This window comes from Levilactobacillus andaensis, assembly GCF_016861695.1.
GTDB classification, from domain to species: Bacteria; Bacillota; Bacilli; order Lactobacillales; family Lactobacillaceae; genus Levilactobacillus; species Levilactobacillus andaensis.
Window position 1 is genome coordinate 1 of sequence record NZ_BOLP01000027.1, and the last position, 20,119, is coordinate 20,119.

The 20,119-nt window shown below is 50.0% G+C and carries 14 protein-coding genes; 11 read left to right on the forward strand and 3 right to left on the reverse strand.

What is annotated here, in order from left to right; translation table 11 throughout:
• Window positions 1–321: 321 nt before the first annotated feature.
• From cbpA to JUF10_RS13665, 3 genes are all read right to left on the reverse strand, one after another.
• On the reverse strand, window positions 322–963 hold the full coding sequence (gene cbpA / locus JUF10_RS13655; RefSeq protein WP_048732552.1) for a cyclic di-AMP binding protein CbpA: 642 nt from the start codon (window positions 961–963) through the stop codon (window positions 322–324).
• A 312-nt stretch (window positions 964–1,275) separates the two neighbouring features.
• Window positions 1,276–2,664, reverse strand: a complete 1,389-nt coding sequence (locus tag JUF10_RS13660; RefSeq protein ID WP_203643252.1) for a L,D-transpeptidase family protein — start codon at window positions 2,662–2,664, stop codon at window positions 1,276–1,278.
• A 765-nt stretch (window positions 2,665–3,429) separates the two neighbouring features.
• Window positions 3,430–4,392: an L-lactate dehydrogenase gene (locus JUF10_RS13665; protein ID WP_203643266.1), complete on the reverse strand. Its 963-nt coding sequence runs from the start codon at window positions 4,390–4,392 to the stop codon at window positions 3,430–3,432.
• A gap of 293 nt (window positions 4,393–4,685) precedes the next feature.
• Between JUF10_RS13665 and pth the strand changes: the two genes are divergently transcribed.
• The 11 genes from pth to dusB all read left to right on the forward strand — a co-directional run bounded on the left by pth (window position 4,686) and on the right by dusB (window position 19,427).
• Window positions 4,686–5,243, forward strand: a complete 558-nt coding sequence (gene pth, locus JUF10_RS13670; protein WP_203643281.1) for an aminoacyl-tRNA hydrolase — start codon at window positions 4,686–4,688, stop codon at window positions 5,241–5,243.
• 867 nt (window positions 5,244–6,110) lie between these two features.
• A complete protein-coding gene (mfd, locus tag JUF10_RS13675) occupies window positions 6,111–9,656 on the forward strand; it encodes a transcription-repair coupling factor (RefSeq protein ID WP_203643284.1) in 3,546 nt (1,181 codons plus the stop codon).
• A gap of 11 nt (window positions 9,657–9,667) precedes the next feature.
• Window positions 9,668–11,248 carry a polysaccharide biosynthesis protein gene (locus JUF10_RS13680; protein ID WP_203643287.1) on the forward strand — a complete coding sequence of 527 codons (1,581 nt, stop codon included), beginning with the start codon at window positions 9,668–9,670 and terminating at the stop codon, window positions 11,246–11,248.
• Between the two features lies 1 nt (window position 11,249).
• Window positions 11,250–11,522: an RNA-binding S4 domain-containing protein gene (locus tag JUF10_RS13685; RefSeq protein ID WP_125688838.1), complete on the forward strand. Its 273-nt coding sequence runs from the start codon at window positions 11,250–11,252 to the stop codon at window positions 11,520–11,522.
• 110 nt (window positions 11,523–11,632) lie between these two features.
• On the forward strand, window positions 11,633–12,043 hold the full coding sequence (locus tag JUF10_RS13690; protein WP_203643290.1) for an FtsB family cell division protein: 411 nt from the start codon (window positions 11,633–11,635) through the stop codon (window positions 12,041–12,043).
• Between the two features lie 417 nt (window positions 12,044–12,460).
• On the forward strand, window positions 12,461–13,045 hold the full coding sequence (locus tag JUF10_RS13695) for a S1 domain-containing RNA-binding protein (protein ID WP_203643294.1): 585 nt from the start codon (window positions 12,461–12,463) through the stop codon (window positions 13,043–13,045).
• An 83-nt stretch (window positions 13,046–13,128) separates the two neighbouring features.
• Window positions 13,129–14,496, forward strand: coding sequence for a tRNA lysidine(34) synthetase TilS (tilS, locus tag JUF10_RS13700; RefSeq protein ID WP_203643304.1), 1,368 nt, complete (start codon window positions 13,129–13,131; stop codon window positions 14,494–14,496).
• A gap of 16 nt (window positions 14,497–14,512) precedes the next feature.
• The gene (gene hpt, locus JUF10_RS13705; RefSeq protein ID WP_203643307.1) at window positions 14,513–15,055 is read left to right on the forward strand and encodes a hypoxanthine phosphoribosyltransferase; all 543 of its coding nucleotides are present in this window, start codon (window positions 14,513–14,515) and stop codon (window positions 15,053–15,055) included.
• A gap of 108 nt (window positions 15,056–15,163) precedes the next feature.
• Entirely contained in the window at window positions 15,164–17,311 is a 2,148-nt protein-coding gene (gene ftsH, locus JUF10_RS13710; RefSeq protein WP_203643312.1) for an ATP-dependent zinc metalloprotease FtsH, read from the forward strand.
• 197 nt (window positions 17,312–17,508) lie between these two features.
• On the forward strand, window positions 17,509–18,396 hold the full coding sequence (hslO, locus tag JUF10_RS13715) for an Hsp33 family molecular chaperone HslO (RefSeq protein ID WP_203643315.1): 888 nt from the start codon (window positions 17,509–17,511) through the stop codon (window positions 18,394–18,396).
• Between the two features lie 11 nt (window positions 18,397–18,407).
• Window positions 18,408–19,427 (forward strand): tRNA dihydrouridine synthase DusB, encoded by a 1,020-nt coding sequence (gene dusB / locus JUF10_RS13720; protein WP_203643317.1) that lies wholly within the window; start codon window positions 18,408–18,410, stop codon window positions 19,425–19,427.
• Window positions 19,428–20,119 lie beyond the last annotated feature (692 nt).

Below are 20,119 nucleotides of genomic sequence, written 5' to 3' on the forward strand. Positions count from 1 at the left end.
AGGTGATATGCCTCTTTTTTTATGCAAAAATGGTGTCGATGGATTTCTCCATCAACACCAAATATCATAGAACCTTTTTATGTTGTCCTAGTTGTGGCAGAGCACAACTAGGACTGGAGTACAGCTAACTCAGCGTTTTCACCTGAAATTGCTGAAACGTGGTCCCAGAGGCAGCCGGTTCCGCTTAACACAACTAACCAAACAATCCAGGATCGGGATTATTCGGTTAGTCGCGTTAATGCTCGCCAGCTAAGCGCCTCTGGGCCCACTCTCCCAAAACAAAAAACGTCACCGCAAATGCGGCAACGCTTCGTTCGTTAACTAGTTTTCGTGACGTAGATCTTCGATTTCGGGAACATGGAATTCCTTGCGTTCGAGGGCCTTCACGATGCGGTCCAATTTTTCTTCGTCGACCTCGGCAGGGAGAGTGAACATAGTCCGATGAACCAGTTCGCCTTCCTGGGCGTCTAGGCTGATCACACTGGCAATCGACGTGTACTTGGTGATAATCTTGGCCATGCCGGCTAAATCACCGCGTTCACCAGCGGAGACCACTGTGATCACGTAACTGCCAATGTTGACGTTCCAAGATTGAGAAAGCATATCCATCAAGCGCGTATGCGTCAAGATACCATAAAAGGCATTCTTGTCGTCTAACACGGCAATGTAAGGTAAATCCTTGATGGAGAAGAAAACGTTGAAGAAAGCCGCGTTAACGGAAATAAACTTCGTGGCGTTCTTCAGTAATGACGTCACCGGGAGCTGCATATCGCCGCCCCGAGACTTATGGCGATAAATGTGCATTTTATAGATGTTCCCCCGGAAAATCTGGCCGGTTTCATCTAGGATCGGCACACACCGATAACCAGAATCTTCCAAGACCTTTAAGGCTTGTTCCAAGGTAACGTCCTCGCGAACCGTAACTAAACGTTCTTTCGGTTTCACTAGGGATTTTAGCAGCATAGCTGACGACCTCCTAAAATTAGAAACTTCTAATAATCTTTCCTAATAATACCATATTTCGCGGTTCGCTGGTAGTCATTTTCCAGTAAAAGCATGTTAAAATGAGAGAAAGATTTAGGCAAGGAGGGTGGTCACGTGAAGACACCGCATGACCCACAGGATAAGCCGATCATTACGAAAAAATGGCTGTACTGGACGGTTGCCGCATTCGTGGCAATCATTGTGTTGTTGGCAATTGGGCTAGCTTTAAAATAAATTAACGCAAAAGTTGCGGCACCCATCAAGGGTAACCGCAACTTTTTTAGAGTTCTATTAGAAGACGATAACTGGTGTGCCGACGCTAACGTTTTCATAGACCGACTTGATCTTCGAAGGTGGCGTGTTGACACAGCCATGTGACCCGTGCTTCTTGTACCACGTGCCACCATACTCTGGCTGCCATGGCGAATCATGAATCCCAACGCCGGTATCATCGATCGGCATCCAGTACTTCACTTTGGAAGCATAGTTGGACCCGTTATCATTTTTACCACGCAGGGTGGTGTTCCGTTGTTTACTCCAGATGACCCAGACACCAGTTGGCGTGTGGTGGGCAGTGGTTGGTAATCCAGTCACAATGTCGGTAGAAACGACGACTTTTCCGTTCTTGTAAACCCACATGTGTTGGTTCTGTTTATCAACTTCGACGTACGAATTGCCGATATCGGTTCCACTGTTGTGATAGCCGCTACCTTGAATCGTTGGCGTCCGATCCATGCCTTTGCCGGCAAGAACCAATTTACTGAGCGTTGGTGTTTCGGATTTGACCTTGATACTCCAACCATAGAGCCCAGCCTTAACTTTAACTGTGCCGCGTTTGGTAGACTTGAAGGTTCGCGTCTTGTTGATGGTCCCATACTTACTGCTGAGCTTGGTCAAGTATTCCTTAACCAGGTCCGTCTTGGTTGTCAGTTTGCCGTTTTTAAACGTCAGCCAACTGGCTAGAGTAGCAGCGGGAATCGTAATTTTGTGCCCACTCAACTTATACGTGTAAGTCTGCTTGGTAATGTTTTCGGCTTTCTTCTCGGCAGCCTTGAACGCAGCGGATTTAGTCGTGACATCGGGTTTCAAATAGTCCTGGGAAACATCAACGGTGGTGTTTCCTTTTTCAATGGCCAGGGTAATCGACTTCGCAACCTTGGCGGCATCGAGTTGATTACCAGTGTGCGCCTTGGTGGTCACGTACTCACCGTCATGGTAAGTAAAGGTGGCATCCGTGGGGGCAGTTCTGGTCTTGTTGGCCTTGGTCGAGATTTCCTTGGCAAGGGCCTGAACACTTTGTTGATTTTCGTTGCTAGCATTGAGTTCGATGCTGTCCGCTGTCGCCGTAGTGACGTGAACGGGCCAGCTCCAAATATTTTGCTTAGCAATCAGTTGTTTCAAAGCAGTTTGCGAGGTCACTTTTAGGTTGACCTGCTGCGTCTTGAAAGTAGAGACGGTCTCGCTGCCATCCTTGAGGGTCAGCTGTTGATTCTTCAAAGCCGATTTCAATTTAGTGGCGGCTTGACTGGCGGTGCTTCCGCCAACGTTAACTCCGGCGATTTCGGTATCCTTAAAGAAGACCTGCGCCGAAGAGTAATGTAGAGCTTGTCCAACGTAAATGGCCCCGACCGCAACGATGGCGGTGGCAAGACCAATCACGAAGGCTTTTCGTTTCTTCATCATGAGACCTCCTAAAAAATAGCCTGTGGAGGAAAAGTCGTCATTCTTAACTATCACTTCATAGCATAACTCAAGCTTACTTCAAACAACCTTAAATGACAATCTGGATGCACCCATGTTAACGATTACATTACTTATTCGGTCAGGTCTCAAAGAAATTTTACTCTTTTGCTGGTTTAGCTGTTATGATGCCTTTTGCGGCGGGTGCGTCGGCTATTGAAATAGTGATATTCAACGTTAAGGAGGGGGTCAAATAAAAAAATATTATTTTTAGAAAGTGACTAATTACAGGAGGGGTGGGGGGATTGAGTGTGGTGGATGGTAGTGGCAATTAATTTATTCTTAGATAATTGTAGCGGTGAATTTATTTTAGATTGAGATAGTTGATGACGTGTGCTGATTGCTAGCTTAGATTGGTTAGTAAAAATGAAAATTGGGAGATAAATAGTAGTCGCTTAGCCCGTGGCGCAGCCATGTTGTCGTTGAACATCAACCTTAGCCGTAGGAGGCCAGGGATGCAGCCAGCCGTGGTAATATTGTGAGCTGGCCGGTGGCTAGCTCACAATATGGGCGACTTTGAAGACACGTGTTTTTCGTGGCTTCAAAGCGAGCGAGAAGCCTGCTTCTCAGGCTGAAGCGTCCCCACAGCAGGCGGAATCCCTGGCAGCCGGAGTGCGACCATTTTTAACCAATCCAGTTCTCAACGCAAAAAAATCGCCGTCACCCGCGGGCAACGACGATTCGTTTTAGAACTGAGTTAACTGATTAAAGGGCTGCTAAACCGTCCTTCGTAACCTTCTTCAAGGTTGCAGCTGACTTAGCCATTAATTCTTTTTCTTTGTCGGAGAGAGGAACTTCGACAACGCTAGCTAAACCACTACCATTGATAACGGCTGGCGTACCAATGAAGATATCGTCCAAACCATATTCACCGTTCAATGCGGCACCAACTGGTAAGATGGCGTTTTCGTCACGCAAGATAGCCTTGGTGATGCGCATCAAGCAGGTCGCAACACCGTAGAAGGTTGCGCCCTTACGGTTGATGATTTCGTAAGCTTTGTTCCGCGTGTCGTCTTCGATCTTAGCTAAGTCATCATCGGTCAAGCCGTGTTCCTTAGCAACGTCCTTCAATGGACGAGAACCGATAGTTGCTTCGTCGTAGGCAGCGAATTCAGAGTCACCATGTTCACCCATGATGTAAGCTTCAACGTTACGAGGGTCGATGCCACCAAGCTTCTTAGCCAAGGCCACACGCAGACGTGAAGTGTCCAAAGAAGTACCGGAACCAATAATGCGTTCCTTTGGGAAACCAGAGAACTTCCAAGTTGCGTAAGTCAAGATGTCAACTGGGTTAGCAGCAACAACGAAGATACCGTCGAAACCAGAATCAACGACTGGCTTAACAATTGAAGACAAAATCTTCAAGTTCTTGTTAACCAAGTCTAAACGAGTTTCGCCGGGCTTTTGTGGGGCACCCGCAGTGATAACAACAACGTCTGCATCCTTGCAGTCGGAGTAGTCACCGGAGTAAATTTTCTTAGGAGCAGTGAAGGCTTGGGCGTCTTCAAGATCCAAGGCGTCTCCTTCAGTACGTTCCTTAATAACATCCACAATTACGAATTCTTCGGCTAAACCTTGGTTCACCATTGAGTAAGCATATGATGATCCGACAGCACCGTCACCGACTAAAACAACTTTTTGATGGTTCTTAGTAGTCAAATTCTTCATCTCCTATAAAATTTTGACGTCAGGGTCGCAATAATACCCGAGACCTAGTATAACATGTAACCTGACGGGCGACCACGACTCCGAATCAAAACTTCCTTAATGGAAACGCTATCTTTGCAATCTATTTCACTTAAGGGTCTCATTCGTGAAGTTAAAGGGGGACTATGCTATACTCAGAAGTGATGAATTTGAAATTGAGAAGATAACCTGAGCCGGCTGAACGGGGAGAAACGGTCCCGTCCGGCTATTTTGTTTCTAGCTCAGGAAACTGCATTGAGGGAGAACGAGATAACATGAAAATGATCGTTGGTTTAGGGAATATTGGACCACAATACGAAGAAACACGGCATAACACAGGCTTCATGGTCGTTGACGCCTTTGCCCAGAAGCATGGCATCGAATTGACAACGCGTAAGCTAGACGCCCGCTATGGCACCGGGCTGGTTAACGGGGAAAAGGTGTTGGTGGTTAAGCCAACAACGTTCATGAACGAATCTGGTCGCGCCGTGCATCCTTTAATGAACTACTTCAAGATCGACCTGGATGACATCATGGTCGTGCATGACGATATGGACCTGCCACTGGGCCGTATTCGTCTACGTGACCACGGTTCAGCCGGTGGTCATAACGGAATCAAGAGCATCATTGCCCACGTCTCCAGCCAGGACTTCAAGCGCATCAAGGTCGGCATTGCCCACCCCCAACAACACACGGTGGTCGACTACGTCTTAGGAAAATTTACCACTGAGCAAGCACCCCTGTTCAACCAAGCCAAGGACAACGCTGTGTCTGCACTGGAAGACTGGATTGATGGCAGTGAATTCCCGAAATTGATGAATCAGTATAACTAGGCAACGCCGGGTGTCCTTTCGCCTTACCGGCCGGCAGATATGGGCTGGAACGGTGCGAACACAACTTGAAGCCTCGAAAGTGCCGAGTCTTCAAGCTTGGTTTTCTACTAAGCCAGTAGGAAATTCGCCTACTGACTAAGTAGAACGACGCGCCTGAGCCCATATCTGCCGACCTCTCGGCTTACATGTGTACTCACGGGCGGCTGTGGAATAACCATCAGGTGTCATGGTGCACGGGATTTTCAACGGCTACTGAGAGTGCAACAGATTAATCTACATTAACTTTCCAGTACTGATTTTTACTAGTGCTGGCATGCAACAGGCAATTTAACCTTCAAAGAGAATCCTGATAAACGTTTACCTTGAGTTGACGGTGGATTGCTTATACAAAATTTAACGTAATCCTGATACATGGGTGAATGATTGCTGACGGTTTCTAACGCAAACGTAGTCGAAGATGGTCAGGTACGGAATTGATGAGGCAGTCTAACTAAGAAAATTAGGGAACGCTAGACTGTTAAGAGTGTTATTTGAATTAGTAACCGTGATATCTAAAGCACCATTATGTTTCGATGGCAAATGAAGTGTTGGATTGACCGGTGCATAAATTGACGATTTTTAATGTAATCGTAGTCGTAGGTGGTCGGGTACGGAGCCCGGTGTCGGTGTTCTTAGGTCGGCGAATTTTCCGGCCTTAGAACACGGGCCGAACTTGGAAACTCGTGGGCTTGGCGAGGTTTCAAGTCGCCCTGAAGACTTGCGGTTTTTGTAAGGCTTCAGGTCTGCCTCACCGGGCGGAGTACCTGACCATCGAAGACGGCTGCTGCATGTTTAGAAACATTTCAACTAAGAATAGGAAGTTATCGCGTGAATTTAGAAGGATTTATGACGCAGACGGCGGGGTATCAAACGATTCGCCAAACGTTAGCGCCCGGTCAACGTCAGTTGGTAACGGGGCTCAACGGCTCAGCGGAAACGCTATTCATCGCCAGTCTGCTCCACGAACAACAGCGGTCCCTGGTCTACGTCACGGATACGCTCTATCATGCTGGACAACTCGTCGACGACCTAGCGAACCTGCTGGCCGATGACGAGCTCTTTGAGTTTCCAGTGGAGGAATTGTTAGCGGCCGAGGTGGCGACGAGTTCGCCCGAATACCGGTCGGCGCGAATCGATGCGTTGCGGGCCTTGCAGAGTGAACGACCAGTCGTTATTGTGACGGCGCTGTCTGGCCTGCGGCGGTTCTTGCCCGCACCGGATAACTTTGCGGCGGCCCGGTTTACGGTCAAGGTCGGGGATGACTTCGACCTGGAGGACCTGCAACAGAGGTTATTTGCCATGGGCTATGCGCACCAGAAGTTGGTGGCGGGCCCTGGCGACTTTGCCGTGCGGGGGTCCATCGTGGATATTTATCCGTTAGCGGCGGATTATCCGGTCCGGTTAGATTTCTTTGATACCGAAGTGGATTCCCTCCGCTACTTTGACCCCGCCACACAGCGGAGTATTGAAAATGTTGATCAGGTGGAGGTCCTCCCAGCCACCGACTTTATTCTAACGGCCGACGAGCGGAACGCCGGGGCAACGGCACTAGAAACTGAGTTGAAACAACAGGTGGCTAAGTTGGATGCCGAGGCGACGACCACGTTAAACGATCAGGTGCAACCGTTGATCGACGGTTTGAAAAAGGGGTCAGTTGACCCGCAATTAATGGAGTTTGCTGATTATTTATTCCCAGAACATCACCAGTTGTTGGACTATTTACCAGCTAACGGGGTGGCGTTGTTCGGGGATTATTCGCGTCTCCAGGATGCCGAACGGCAACTCTTAGAGGATGAGGCGAACTGGGCCACTGATAAATTGGCTCATCACCAAATCTTCACGCAACAGGTCTTTGGCGGCGAACTGCGGCCCATCGTTAAGAACGATGCTCACGCCCAGATCGTGTTGGCTCTTTTCCAAAAGGGCATGGGCAGTCTGCGATTCCAAGCCGTAACCAACGTGACGACGCGGGCCATGCAACAGTTCTTTAGCCAAATGCCCGTCATGAAGACGGAAATCGACCGGTGGCATAAGCAAAAGCAGACCATCGTGCTCTTAGTTCAAGACGAAGAGCGGTTAGCTAAGATCGAACAGACGCTGGATGACTTCGAAATCAAGGTCGTCATGACCAAGTCGGCTAATTTGCAGGCTGGCTTGACACAGTTAGTCCCCGAACGTCTGCGGACCGGTTTTGAGTTGCCCGAGGCGTCATTGGTCGTCATCACCGAGGCCGAAATGTTCCAGAAGGTCACCAAGAAGCGACCTCGGCGCCAGACTATGGCCAACGCCGAACGGTTGAAGAGCTATACCGATTTGAAGCCTGGCGATTACGTGGTCCACGTGAACCATGGTATCGGGAAATTCATCGGGATGCAGACGCTGACGGTTGATGGCGTTCACCAGGATTACATGACCATCGACTATCAGGACAACGCGCAACTCTTTATCCCGGTAACGCAATTAAATCTGATTCAGAAGTACGTGTCGTCCGAGGACAAGAAGCCGCGGATCAACAAGCTAGGTGGTTCCGAGTGGGCAAAGACCAAGAGCAAGGTCGCTGCTAAGATCGAAGACATCGCCGATGAACTGGTTGATCTGTACGCTAAGCGCGCCGCCGAGAAGGGCTTTGCCTTCCCGGTAGATGATAGCCTGCAGACGGATTTCGAAAATGACTTCCCCTACGCTGAGACGCCCGATCAGTTACGGACGATCGACGAAGTGAAACACGACATGGAAAAGGCGCGGCCCATGGACCGACTATTGGTCGGTGATGTGGGCTACGGGAAGACCGAAGTGGCCTTGCGGGCGGCCTTTAAGGCCGTTGAAGCGGGCAAACAAGTCGCCTTCCTGGTGCCAACGACCATTTTGGCCCAGCAACACTACGACACCATGATCAACCGGTTTGAGGGGTATCCCATCAACGTTGAGATGTTCTCACGGTTCCGGACGACTAAGCAGATCCATCAGTCCATCAAGGACCTGGAGAGCGGTCAGCTGGATATCGTAGTGGGAACCCACCGGCTGTTGTCCCAGGACGTGAAGTTTAAGAATCTCGGCCTGGTCTTGGTCGATGAAGAACAGCGGTTTGGGGTCAAGCATAAGGAACGGTTGAAGCAGTTAAAGGCGAACGTGGACGTGCTGACCTTGACGGCGACGCCAATTCCACGGACGTTGCACATGTCGATGCTCGGTGTGCGGGACCTCTCCGTGATCGAGACGCCACCGGCTAACCGTTTTCCAATCCAGACCTATGTGATGGAACAGAATGCCGGCGCCATACAAGACGGGATTCGCCGGGAAATGCAACGGGGCGGGCAGGTCTTTTACCTGCACAACCGGGTTGGCGACATCGAGAAAACCGTGAGTCAGATTCAGGCGCTGGTTCCCGAGGCGAGAGTTGGCTACATTCACGGGAAGATGACGGAATCCCAGCTCGAGGGGGTCTTATTTGACTTCTTACGCGGAGACTACGATGTCTTGGTCACCACGACCATCATCGAAACCGGGATCGATATTCCGAATGCCAACACGTTGTTTGTGGAAAATGCCGACCGGATGGGGCTGTCACAGTTGTATCAACTGCGGGGTCGTATCGGGCGGAGCAACCGGGTCGCTTACGCCTACTTCACGTATAAGCCAAACAAGGTGTTGACCGAAGTCAGTGAGAAACGGTTGGAAGCCATCAAGGACTTCACCGAACTGGGGTCTGGTTTTAAGATTGCCATGCGAGACTTATCTATTCGGGGAGCCGGTAACTTGTTGGGTAAACAACAACACGGGTTCATCAATTCCGTGGGGTATGATCTCTATACGCAAATGTTAAGTGAAGCAGTCGCCAAGAAGCGGGGCAAGCAGACGCAGCCAAAGACGGACACGACCGTCGAATTGGGTGTAGAAGCTTACCTGCCAAGCGACTATATTGAAGATGAACAACAAAAGATCGAAATGTACAAACGGATTCGGCAACTGGAAAGTGACGATGAAGTCAGTGAGATTCAGGCAGACCTGATCGACCGGTTCGGGGAGTACCCGGATGCGGTCAGTCAACTGTTGACGATTGGTCAGCTGAAGCTAGCAGCCGATTTGGCGTTGGTCGATAAGATTCGCCGGGTTAACGGGGATGTCTTCGTCACGATTTCCAAACGTGGCACCAACATTTTAGGCGGCGAGGATGTCTTCAAAGCCTTAGCCGCAACCAAATTAAAGGCGACCGTGGGCATCAACGACGACCGGCTGCACGTGAGGTTGGTCCTCCAACCGAACATGACGGTCAACGACTGGTTGCCACAGGTCCAACAGTTCATGGCGGCTCTCAGAGACATTGTGGAAGTTACCACGAAGCCTAAGGACGACGCGCCAACGGCTGAAGATTAAGGAGGGCGCCCATGGGCAACCGCAACGTGAATAAGACCTTGCAAGGGGCCCTGATTCTTTCGGTGGCGGCGTTTATTGCTAAGCTATTGAGCGCGGTCTACCGGGTTCCCTTTCAAAACATGGTCGGCAACACCGGGTTTTACGTGTATCAGCAGGTCTATCCACTGTACGGTATCGGCATGACCTTTGCCCTCAGTGGTTTGCCGGTGTTTATTTCCAAATTGATTGCTGAAGCACCAGACTTGCCAAGCCAGCAGCAGGTCGCTCGCCAAGTCTATCGGTGGGTCTGGGGCCTGGCACTCGTGATGTTTGGTGGCCTGATGCTCGGAGCGGATGTGATTGCTCGGGGAATGGGCGACCGCCAGTTGGCCCCATTGATCCAGATGGTGGCGTGGATGTTTCTGTTCATGCCAGATCTGTCCGTCAGTCGGGGCTACCACCAAGGCCAGTTTCAAATGTTGCCGACCGCGCGCTCGCAAGTCGTCGAGCAACTGGTCCGGGTGGTCGTCATCTTGGTGGCGGCTGCTTGGGCGATCCATCATCAGTGGTCCGTCTACCGAATGGGGACCTGGGCGCTGAGCGGCGGAACGATTGCGGCGGTGGCGGCCCTCGCCGTCTTGCCGGGGTGGCGCCAACGGTCAGTAGCAACGGGGAAACGCGTTGCTCACGTCGGCCGACGATTGTTGATCGAAGGGGGGACGTTGTGCCTGCTAACGGCCATGATGGTGTTGCTCCAGCTCGTGGATTCATTTACGGTGAAGAATGGGTTGGTGGCCGGCGGCATGGGCGATCTCGCGGCGAAGAGCCTAAAGGGGGTCTATGACCGCGCTCAGCCACTGGTCCAGTTGGGCTTAGTGGTGGCAGTAGCCTTTGCAACGTCACTCCTACCAGCCCTGGCCGAGGCCCAGCATCAACACCGCCCCAAGGCCTTCAAACAGCTGACGACGACCATGATGCACATTGCACTGGTCATCGCCACGGCCGCGGCGGCCGGACTGATCAGTCTGATGCCGTGGATCAACCGCTTGCTGTTTGGTGACGAACAGGGGTCGGGGATGCTCGGTGTCTACATGCTGAGCATTATCCTAGCAACTTTGATTCAAACGTATAATAGCGTGCTACAGAGTAAAAATGCGTACCGACTGACAGTGGTGGCACTGATGGTCGGTCTGTTGGTCAAGGCCGTCGTCAACCACTGGGCTGTGCGTAATTTCGGTGCTAGTGGGGCCAGTTGGCTGACGGTCCTGAGCCTAGTCGTGATGTTTCTCGTCATCTGGTACGGCTCACCCAATGAGTTACGTGACGGCATCTGGTCGCGGCCGTTTATTCGAAAGCTCCTCGGCTGTACCATCTTAATGGTCGCAGGCGTCAGGTTTACGGCGATGCTCCTAGCATTCTGGTGGCCGGCAATTATGACCGGCAGATTAGCGGCCGGGGGTGCGCTCCTGATCACGATTCCAGTGGGGGTGCTGCTGTTCTTAGGGTTAGCCCTGAGTTGGCAACTCCTGACGGTACGGGAGTGGTTAGCGGTGCCGCACGCCAAAGCGGTCTTACGTTTATGGCAAAAAATAAGTCAACACGGAGGAAAATAAAATGCGATTAGATAAATATTTGAAGGTTTCACGGATCATCAAGCGGCGTTCAGTAGCGAAGGAAATTGCCGACAAGGGCCGAATCGAAATCAACGGCAAGGTTGCCAAGTCCTCAACGGATGTCGCAACAAATGATGAGCTGGTTATTAAGTTCGGCAACAAAACATTAACGGTCAAAGTTAATGAATTGCTGGAAACCACGAAGAAGGACGATGCGGAACGGATGTACACCATCGTCAAGGAAGAATACGCACAGGACTTTCGGCAAGAATAACGCTCCAAATATGACGAATGTTTTACAATATACTTAACTGTCTGGACGTGCAATTTGAAACTTGCTATACTCAAGTTAACCTATCTGGTGAAAACTGAGGAGTGAGTGGGATGGCTGATACGCGGCCGAAGCAAGCAAAAATTGAACAGCTTGATAATGACTATACGCGACTCTTGAATCGGCAGCACGCCGCAGCGCACCATACGGGGTGGTTGCGTCATCGGCGGATTCGCCGTGCCTTACGTATTGGGGCTGTTTTTGCAGTGTTTGCGATCATCCTCGGAATTCAACTCGTCCGCACCAACGCGAGCTTGCACACGGTCAATCAACAAGTGGCCACGAGCGAGCGGCAGTTGAAGCAGACCAAGGCGGATAGCCAGGATCTTAAATTACAAATCAAACAGTTAAACAATAAAGATTACTTGGGTCAGTTGATTCGGTCAAAGTACTATTATTCTAAATCTGGCGAGACCATCTATAGTTTGCCAGGTGACCATGCGAACGACGTCACGGCCAAGTAAGTAAAATGAGCGATTTCGAGGGATTTATCTCGGGGTCGCTTTTTTTGCGCACTATTGTTATGGAATTAGGGGTACACTTAAGGGGAAAGCTTGGGGGTAATCTCGCCTTACCGGCCGGCAGATATGGGCCGGAACGGTGCGGCTAACTGACATCAAAACTCAGGTCGGTCTTACGATTTTTAGCAAACGTCTGGCTTATTAAAATAATATTAACGTTTTCTGAAAATGACGAGACGTTTTAAGGTGTTAACGAAAGACTTCTGAAAATCAAGGAGTCAGGTAGAAAGTTAATCTAACAGGCTTTAACCACGGTCAAAAAAGTTGTTCAGAGCATGCTGTTTTTGACTTTAGTCGTTTGGGATTGGTTAAAATTGTGTTATACTGAAAGCACTTATTTTAAGGAGGAACTTCTTGTTTATGGCAATCGAGGTTGGAGCTAAAGTTTCCGGAAAGGTCTCCGGAATTACGAACTTTGGTGCATTTGTTGATTTAGGTGACCACAAGACCGGTTTGGTCCACATTAGTGAAATTTCTGACGGGTACGTGAAGGACATCCACGATGTTTTATCCGTTGGTGATGAAGTGACGGTTAAAGTCTTGACCGTTGGCAATGACGGTAAGATTGGGTTATCCATTCGGAAAGCCACCGATCATCCGGCATCAGAACGGCCACACAACCACGGCGAACATCACGACAACAACCATGAAGGTAACAATCATGGCGGCAGTCGCGATTTCCACGGTAACGGTGGCAATCATAATAGTGGTGAGAATCATGGCAGCCACGGCCGGCGGTTTGAGGGCAATGGTGGCAACAGTAATGGGCCACGGCCACACCGGAGTTCAGCGAATGGTCGTTTCTCTGGCCATCACGCAGCCAAACATGAAGAAAGTTTTGACGACTTGATGTCAGGGTTCTTGAAGCAAAGTGAGGACCGCTTGGCAACGATTAAACGTAACACTGAAGGTAAACGTGGCGGCCGTGGTGGTCGGCGCAGTTAGTCATTCGACTAGCACCCGAAGTTAAGAGGACCGCACTTGTTGCGGCCCTTTTTCATATCAGGCGGATTAAAGAGGTGAGCAACGTGTCGCTAGAGACCGAATTTCGACGTCACTGTCAGCGCTACGGGTGGAATGATCCGCAGCAGCACGGACTCGTTGCCGTCTCGACTGGTGTCGACTCCATGGTATTGCTGGCGTTGTTTTGTCAGCTACCCGCTGCTGAACGGCCGCAATTGACCGTCGTTCACGTCAATCACCAGTTACGCGAGCAGAGTAAAACGGAAGCCGCCTTCCTGGAGCAATGGTGTCACGAGCATCAGTTGCCACTAGTTGCGACAGTTTGGCCCCGTGACCAGCAGCCAACGCATGGTACGGAGGCCGCTGCCCGGAAATTTCGGTATGATTTTTTCACACAGCAACTCAAGGCGCAGCAGGCCGACTGGGTGGCAACGGCACATCAAGCCGATGAACAGGCTGAGACGATTCTGCTCAAGCTGATCCGTGGTGGTCAGTTGTCCCAGTTAACGGGGATGGCACCGCAACGGCCGCTGGGAAATGGTCAGGTGATTCATCCACTGCTGCCGTTTACCAAGCAAGACTTACGGGCCTACGCTATCACTCACCGGATTCCCTGGTATGAGGATGCGACGAATCAGGAGCTGATTGCGAGTCGCAATCGCGTCCGGCATGAGCTCTTACCGGCGTTGCGCCAGGAAAATCCCCAGGTCGACCAACACTTACGCGACTATGCCCAGCAGCTACAGGCGACGTTGGCAGTGGCCGACCAAGCGTTGGATGACCGATTGGCCCAAATTGTTAGCCAACGTGCTCCGGTGACGGGGGACATTCAGCAGTTGCTGGCCCGCCCAACGGCCGAACAACAACTTTTGTTGGCTCGGTTAATTAAGCAAACGGCGCCAGCAGTCACGGCCAGCACGTCACATTTAGCCGCAGTTTTACGACTGTTAAATAGCCGGGAACACCCGACAGGAATGGTTGCGTTTGGCCAGGGGTGGCAGCTGACGAAACGCTATGACAGTTTTCGATTCTGGCAACCAAAAATTTTCGTAGAAAAATCCGTGGAACATTTTAGTTTTATGGTAGACTTGAACCAATGGCGACCGGTCGGTAATGGTTGGCAACTCGGCCTTTTCTCGACGGATACTGGAACAGAATATTCTGAGCACGAGACGATTGCTCTGACGGCGGCGCAACTTCCTTTGGAAGTTCGCTCGCCCAGGGCAACGGACAGCTTGCGGTTGGCTGATGGCCATCATCAAGCGGTTCGGCGAGTCCTGATCAACGCGAAGGTCCCCAGAGATCAGCGCGCACAGACACCCGTATTGGTCACGGCACAGGACGATGTTCTGGCAGTCTTAGGCGTGAAATGGTCCGTTTGGCCACCACGGTCGCACACAAAAAACTATCACATTGTCTTGAAGTATGAATAGGCGAAAGGGGAACAGCATGAATAACGATATTTTGAAGGTCCTTTATAGTGAGGAAGACATTGCCGCAGCCTGCAAACGTTTAGGGACACAACTCACGGAGGACTATAAGGATAAGACGCCTTTAATTATTTGTGTCTTAAAGGGAGCCATCTTGTTTATGACCGACGTCATCCGTGACATGGACATCTATGCTACGATTGACTTCATTGATGTCTCTAGCTACAACGGGGGCACGGAGTCTTCTGGAACCATCCGGTTGTTGAAGGATTTGGACACGGACGTTTCAGGGCGTGACATTTTGTTAGTTGAAGATATCATCGACACTGGCCGGACATTGAAGTACCTGGAAGACCTCTTGAAGGACCGGAACGCTAAGTCAATCAAGGTCTGCACGTTAATGGACAAACCTAGTGGCCGCGTGGTTGAAGCCAAGGCCGATTACGTTGGGTTTAACGTTCCTAGTGAGTTCGTGGTTGGGTACGGTCTAGACTACGAAGAAAAATATCGGAATCTCCCGTACGTTGGTGTTTTGAAGCCATCCGTTTATTCAGATAAATAATTAGTCAATGATAGTCAATTGTGATAACATCTTATTTAGTTAAAGGGCATAAGCTCTAAAATTTGTTCCTATCTTAATGCTGGGAACTGTGAGTAAGGAGGCACGACATTGAATAATCGACGAAATGGACTGTTCCGCAATAGTCTATTTTACATTGTGATCTTCTTGTTGATCATTGGCGTTGTTTACCTGTTTAATGGGAACAACACCAGCTCACAATCCCAAGAAATCCAATCGAGCGAGTTCGTTAAGGACTTGAATTCGAACAAGGTCAAGAACTTCTCCATTCAACCTTCCGGAGGAGTTTACAAGATTACCGGGGAATACCGGAACGCCCAGAAACGGACGACCAATACCGGTTTTAGTCTCGGCGGCTCACAAAGTACCGCAGTGACCACCTTTACGACTCAGGTTTTGACGAATAACTCGACGGTTTCCGAGATTGCGCAGACTGCCAAGAACCACAACGTAAAGATGAATACCAAAGCGGAAGAGTCAAGCGGCTTCTGGATTAACTTGTTAGTCTATGTAGCACCGCTGGTTATTTTCTTCTTCTTCTTCTACATGATGATGGGTCAAGCCGGCCAAGGTGGCGGCAACGGCCGTGTCATGAACTTTGGGAAGAGTAAAGCCAAGCCGGCTGATAGCAAAGAGAACAAGGTTCGCTTTGCCGACGTCGCTGGTGAAGAGGAGGAAAAGCAAGAACTTGTTGAAGTTGTTGAGTTCTTGAAGAATCCGCGTAAGTTTGTTTCATTAGGCGCCCGGATACCATCTGGGGTCTTGCTGGAGGGCCCACCTGGTACTGGTAAAACATTACTGGCTAAGGCCGTTGCCGGTGAAGCCGCAGTCCCATTCTTCTCGATTTCTGGTTCAGATTTCGTAGAAATGTTTGTGGGTGTTGGGGCTAGCCGTGTTCGGGATCTGTTTGATCAGGCCAAGAAGGCCGCACCATCGATCATCTTCATTGATGAAATTGATGCGGTTGGTCGTCAACGTGGTGCCGGCATGGGCGGTGGCCATGATGAACGTGAACAAACGTTGAACCAATTACTGGTTGAAATGGACGGGTTTACGGGGAGTGAAGGCGTCATTGTGATGGCCGCTACTAACCGTTCCGACGTTTTGGACCCCGCTTTATTGCGGCCAGGTCGGTTTGACCGGAAGATCTTAGTTGGTCGTCCAGACGTTAAGGGTCGTGAAGCGATTCTGAAGGTTCACGCTAAGAACAAGCCATTAGCAAATGACGTTGATTTAAAGGAAATTTCCAAGCAAACACCTGGTTTCGTGGGTGCTGATTTGGAAAACCTCTTGAACGAAGCTGCCCTCTTAGCCGCACGGCGGAATAAGACACAGATCGATGCTTCTGATTTAGATGAAGCCGAAGACCGAGTCATCGCTGGGCCAGCTAAGAAGGACCGGGTCATCAGTCCGCAAGAGCGGAACACTGTGGCGTACCATGAAGCGGGTCACACCATCGTTGGGTTAGTTCTGAACGATGCGCGGGTCGTCCACAAGGTTACCATTGTGCCTCGTGGTCGCGCCGGTGGGTACGCAATTATGCTCCCACGTGAAGACCAAATGCTGATGTCCAAGAAGGATGCCATGGAACAGATTGCTGGTTTAATGGGTGGTCGGACTGCTGAAGAATTAATCTTCCATTCCGAATCATCTGGGGCCTCCAATGACTTTGAACAGGCAACGCAAATTGCCCGTTCCATGGTTACCCAGTATGGGATGAGTGACGCGTTGGGGACTGTTGCACTAGAAAGTGCTGGCGGCCAACCATTTGCTGGGGCCGGTTATCCGGGTCAGCCAACTTACTCTGAACACACCGCTAACTTAATTGATAGTGAAGTTCGTCGGATCATCGGGGAAGCACACGATACTGCCCGGAAGATTCTCGAAGAACACAAGGCGGAACACAAGATTATCGCGGAAGCCTTATTGAAATACGAAACGCTGGACGAAAAGCAAATTCTCAGCCTGTTTAACACTGGGAAGATGCCTGAAAAGGACAGCAACGCCGAATTTCCAAGTGAAAAGGCCGCAACGTTTGAAGAATCCAAGCGTGAACTCGAACGGCGCGAAGCCGAACGCCAAGCTTCTACGGAAGCTAAGCTCGCTTCGTCAGCTGCAAGCAATTCAGCTACTGAAGCTGAATCCGCAACGAGTTCTGCAACAGATGATGCAGATAGTTCAGCCGATTCAAATGAGTCATCCGATGCAACTAACAATAACTCGAGTGATTCCGAATAGGTTACTGAAAGGGTGTAAGATGTCAATCTTGCCCCTTTTTTGTTTGGACCAAATATGAAAAAGAGAGTCATGACTTGCAATCTTGATGGCTAAAATCCGCGTGATATGAATGACATTTTCAAGTAACAGTATTTGCAAATGAGCCGGTTTCTGGTAAGGTAAGGCATGACTAACGTAACGAAAGGACTTATTTCATAATGGCAGATTATTTAGTAAAAAGTTTGATTGACGACGGCATGTTCCGGGCCTACGTGGTGGACGCTACGGATACGGTAGCGGAAGCCCAACAACGGCACGACACCTGGAGCGCCGCCACCGCAGCCCTTGGACGGACATTGATTGGGACCATGCTCTTGTCGACGTCTCTATTGAAGGGAAAAGAAAAACTCACGGTCAAGGTCAATGGTCATGGACCAGTTGGTGCAATCGTGGTCGATGGGAATGCAGATGGTACGGTTAAGGGCTATCTTCAATACCCCCACATTAGCTTACCGTTAAATGAAAAACACAAGATCGACGTGAAAAAGGCCGTGGGCGTTAACGGGATGCTAACCGTGACCAAGGACCAGGGCCTGGGTCAACCTTACACGGGCCAGGTACCTTTGATATCCGGTGAACTGGGTGAGGACTTCACGTATTACCTAGCCAAGTCTGAACAGATTCCAAGTTCTGTTGGCGTTTCGGTCTTTGTCCAACCCAACAACACTGTCAAAGTAGCGGGTGGATTCATGATCCAAGTGATGCCCGGGGCCTCAGATGAAGCCATTGCACGCTTGGAACAACGAATTAAGGAAATGCCAATGGTTTCTGAACTCCTTTTGGATGGTCAGACACCAGAAGATATCTTGAAGTTACTGTTTAAGGATGAAAAGGTCAAAATTCTGCAGAAGATGCCAGTTGCTTTTAAGTGTGACTGCTCGAAGGACCGGTTCGCGAAGTCACTGGCGGCTATCCAACCGAAGGCGATTCAGGAAATGATCGATGAGGACCATGGTGCGGAAGCGGTTTGCCATTTCTGTGGCAACAAGTACCAATTCTCTGAAGACGAACTACGTGAAATTCTCACGCAGGCGCAAGCAAAGTAGGGGGAACCGACATGACCTGGAAGATTGGCGATGTTGAGATTCCTAATCGGGTCGTTGTTGCGCCCATGGCTGGTGTGACCAACGTGGCATTTCGCGTGATCTGCAAGGAATTTGGTGCCGGACTGGTCGTTTGCGAGATGATCTCGGGTCAGGGAATCCACTATCAGAATCAACGGACGCTAGATATGATGACGGTCGACCCGCAAGAGCACCCGATGAGTATTCAGATTTTCGGTGGGACCAAGGAAACCCTGGTTCAAGCAGCGCAATTTGTTGATCAGCATACGCCAGCAGATATTATTGATATCAATATGGGGTGCCCGGTCAACAAGGTTGTGAATACAGATGCCGGGGCTAAATGGCTGTTAGATCCGGACAAGGTCTATGACATGGTGGCAGCGGTCGTTGCTAGCGTGAATAAGCCGGTTACCGTGAAGATGCGGACGGGATGGGATGACCATCATGTCTTTGCTGTCGAGAATGCACTGGCGGCTGAACGGGCCGGGGCGAGTGCCATTGCGATGCATGGGCGGACGCGTAAGCAGATGTATCAGGGCCACGCTGACTGGGATGTTCTCCATGATGTGGCCCAGCAACTGACAATTCCCTTTATGGGCAACGGGGATGTTCGCACACCGCAGGATGCCAAACGCATGTTAGACGAAGTTGGGGCCGATGCGGTAATGATTGGCCGTGCAGTGATGGGGAACCCCTGGTTGCTGCAACAGGTCAATCGGTATCTGGCGACTGGTGAGCTTTTACCGGAGCCAACGGCGGAAGAAAAGGTCACCATTGCTAAGGAACATCTGCACCAGTTGTGTGCGGCCAAGGGAGCGGTTGAAGGCCCTCGTGATTTTCGCAATCAAGTGGCGTACTATCTAAAGGGAATTCCCCATACTGCACGGACCAAGGTGGCGTTGACCGATGCCACAGAGGAAGTCGTGATGGTCGATATTTTGGATAACTTCTTAGCTAAACGAACGGCCCACAGTCGTGAGACACCGGTTCAACGATTTTCTAATGCAAGATAAACTGATAAATGAATGACATGCATGCCATCGGAGGAAAGGACGTTTCTTTTCCCGGGTGACGTGCGTGTTTTTTTATTGGTCGTTTGGCGACAGCTGGCTGAACCCCATTGATGCTTACTTGTGGTGAGAGGGGCTGTGGTGAATTTCTAGGAGGGTATATGCAAGCATTCTATTACTATGTATATTCTACGTATCGGTGAGTCTTGCCTTTAGCTGGGAGATGGAAAGCTGTAAGGGAGGGGGCGTAATAAGGCGCAGTAGGCGGGCGTTTATTACCCAGAGGAAGACAGAGTGGTTAGGGTGGTGATGTTTTTGAGCTTTTTTGACAAATTCGCTTGACCTCGTTGGGGAAAATTGATAAGATATTATTTGTTGTCATCAAGCCAACTTGAATGCATAAAAATTTAGTTTATGGATAGCCATACAAATTGAAATTTGTGCTTGACGAGTTAAATGGTAACTGATACAATGATTTATGTTGTCTGTTACCGGCATCGACGATTTTGATTGTTTCTAAATGCTGAATATATATTCAACGGAAACAAAAAAGGTTGTTGACAAGGTTTTGACGACATGATATACTTTAAAAGTTGTCACGGAGTAATTGCTTCCCTGATAACTTGGTAGACCTTTGAAAACTGAACATTGTTTCGACAAACCAAATATGTGTAGGGCGGTTTGATACTTGGTAT

Bases quoted from the DNA above. Each gene is read 5' to 3' on its own strand.
- hpt (WP_203643307.1), top strand. From the start codon at position 14,513: ATGAATAACGATATTTTGAAGGTCCTTTATAGTGAGGAAGACATTGCC.
- JUF10_RS13685 (WP_125688838.1), top strand. From the start codon at position 11,250: ATGCGATTAGATAAATATTTGAAGGTTTCACGGATCATCAAGCGGCGT.
- JUF10_RS13680 (WP_203643287.1), top strand. From the start codon at position 9,668: ATGGGCAACCGCAACGTGAATAAGACCTTGCAAGGGGCCCTGATTCTT.
- JUF10_RS13665 (WP_203643266.1), bottom strand. From the start codon at position 4,392: ATGAAGAATTTGACTACTAAGAACCATCAAAAAGTTGTTTTAGTCGGT.
- JUF10_RS13660 (WP_203643252.1), bottom strand. From the start codon at position 2,664: ATGAAGAAACGAAAAGCCTTCGTGATTGGTCTTGCCACCGCCATCGTT.
- pth (WP_203643281.1), top strand. From the start codon at position 4,686: ATGAAAATGATCGTTGGTTTAGGGAATATTGGACCACAATACGAAGAA.
- JUF10_RS13695 (WP_203643294.1), top strand. From the start codon at position 12,461: ATGGCAATCGAGGTTGGAGCTAAAGTTTCCGGAAAGGTCTCCGGAATT.
- JUF10_RS13690 (WP_203643290.1), top strand. From the start codon at position 11,633: ATGGCTGATACGCGGCCGAAGCAAGCAAAAATTGAACAGCTTGATAAT.
- hslO (WP_203643315.1), top strand. From the start codon at position 17,509: ATGGCAGATTATTTAGTAAAAAGTTTGATTGACGACGGCATGTTCCGG.
- cbpA (WP_048732552.1), bottom strand. From the start codon at position 963: ATGCTGCTAAAATCCCTAGTGAAACCGAAAGAACGTTTAGTTACGGTT.
- dusB (WP_203643317.1), top strand. From the start codon at position 18,408: ATGACCTGGAAGATTGGCGATGTTGAGATTCCTAATCGGGTCGTTGTT.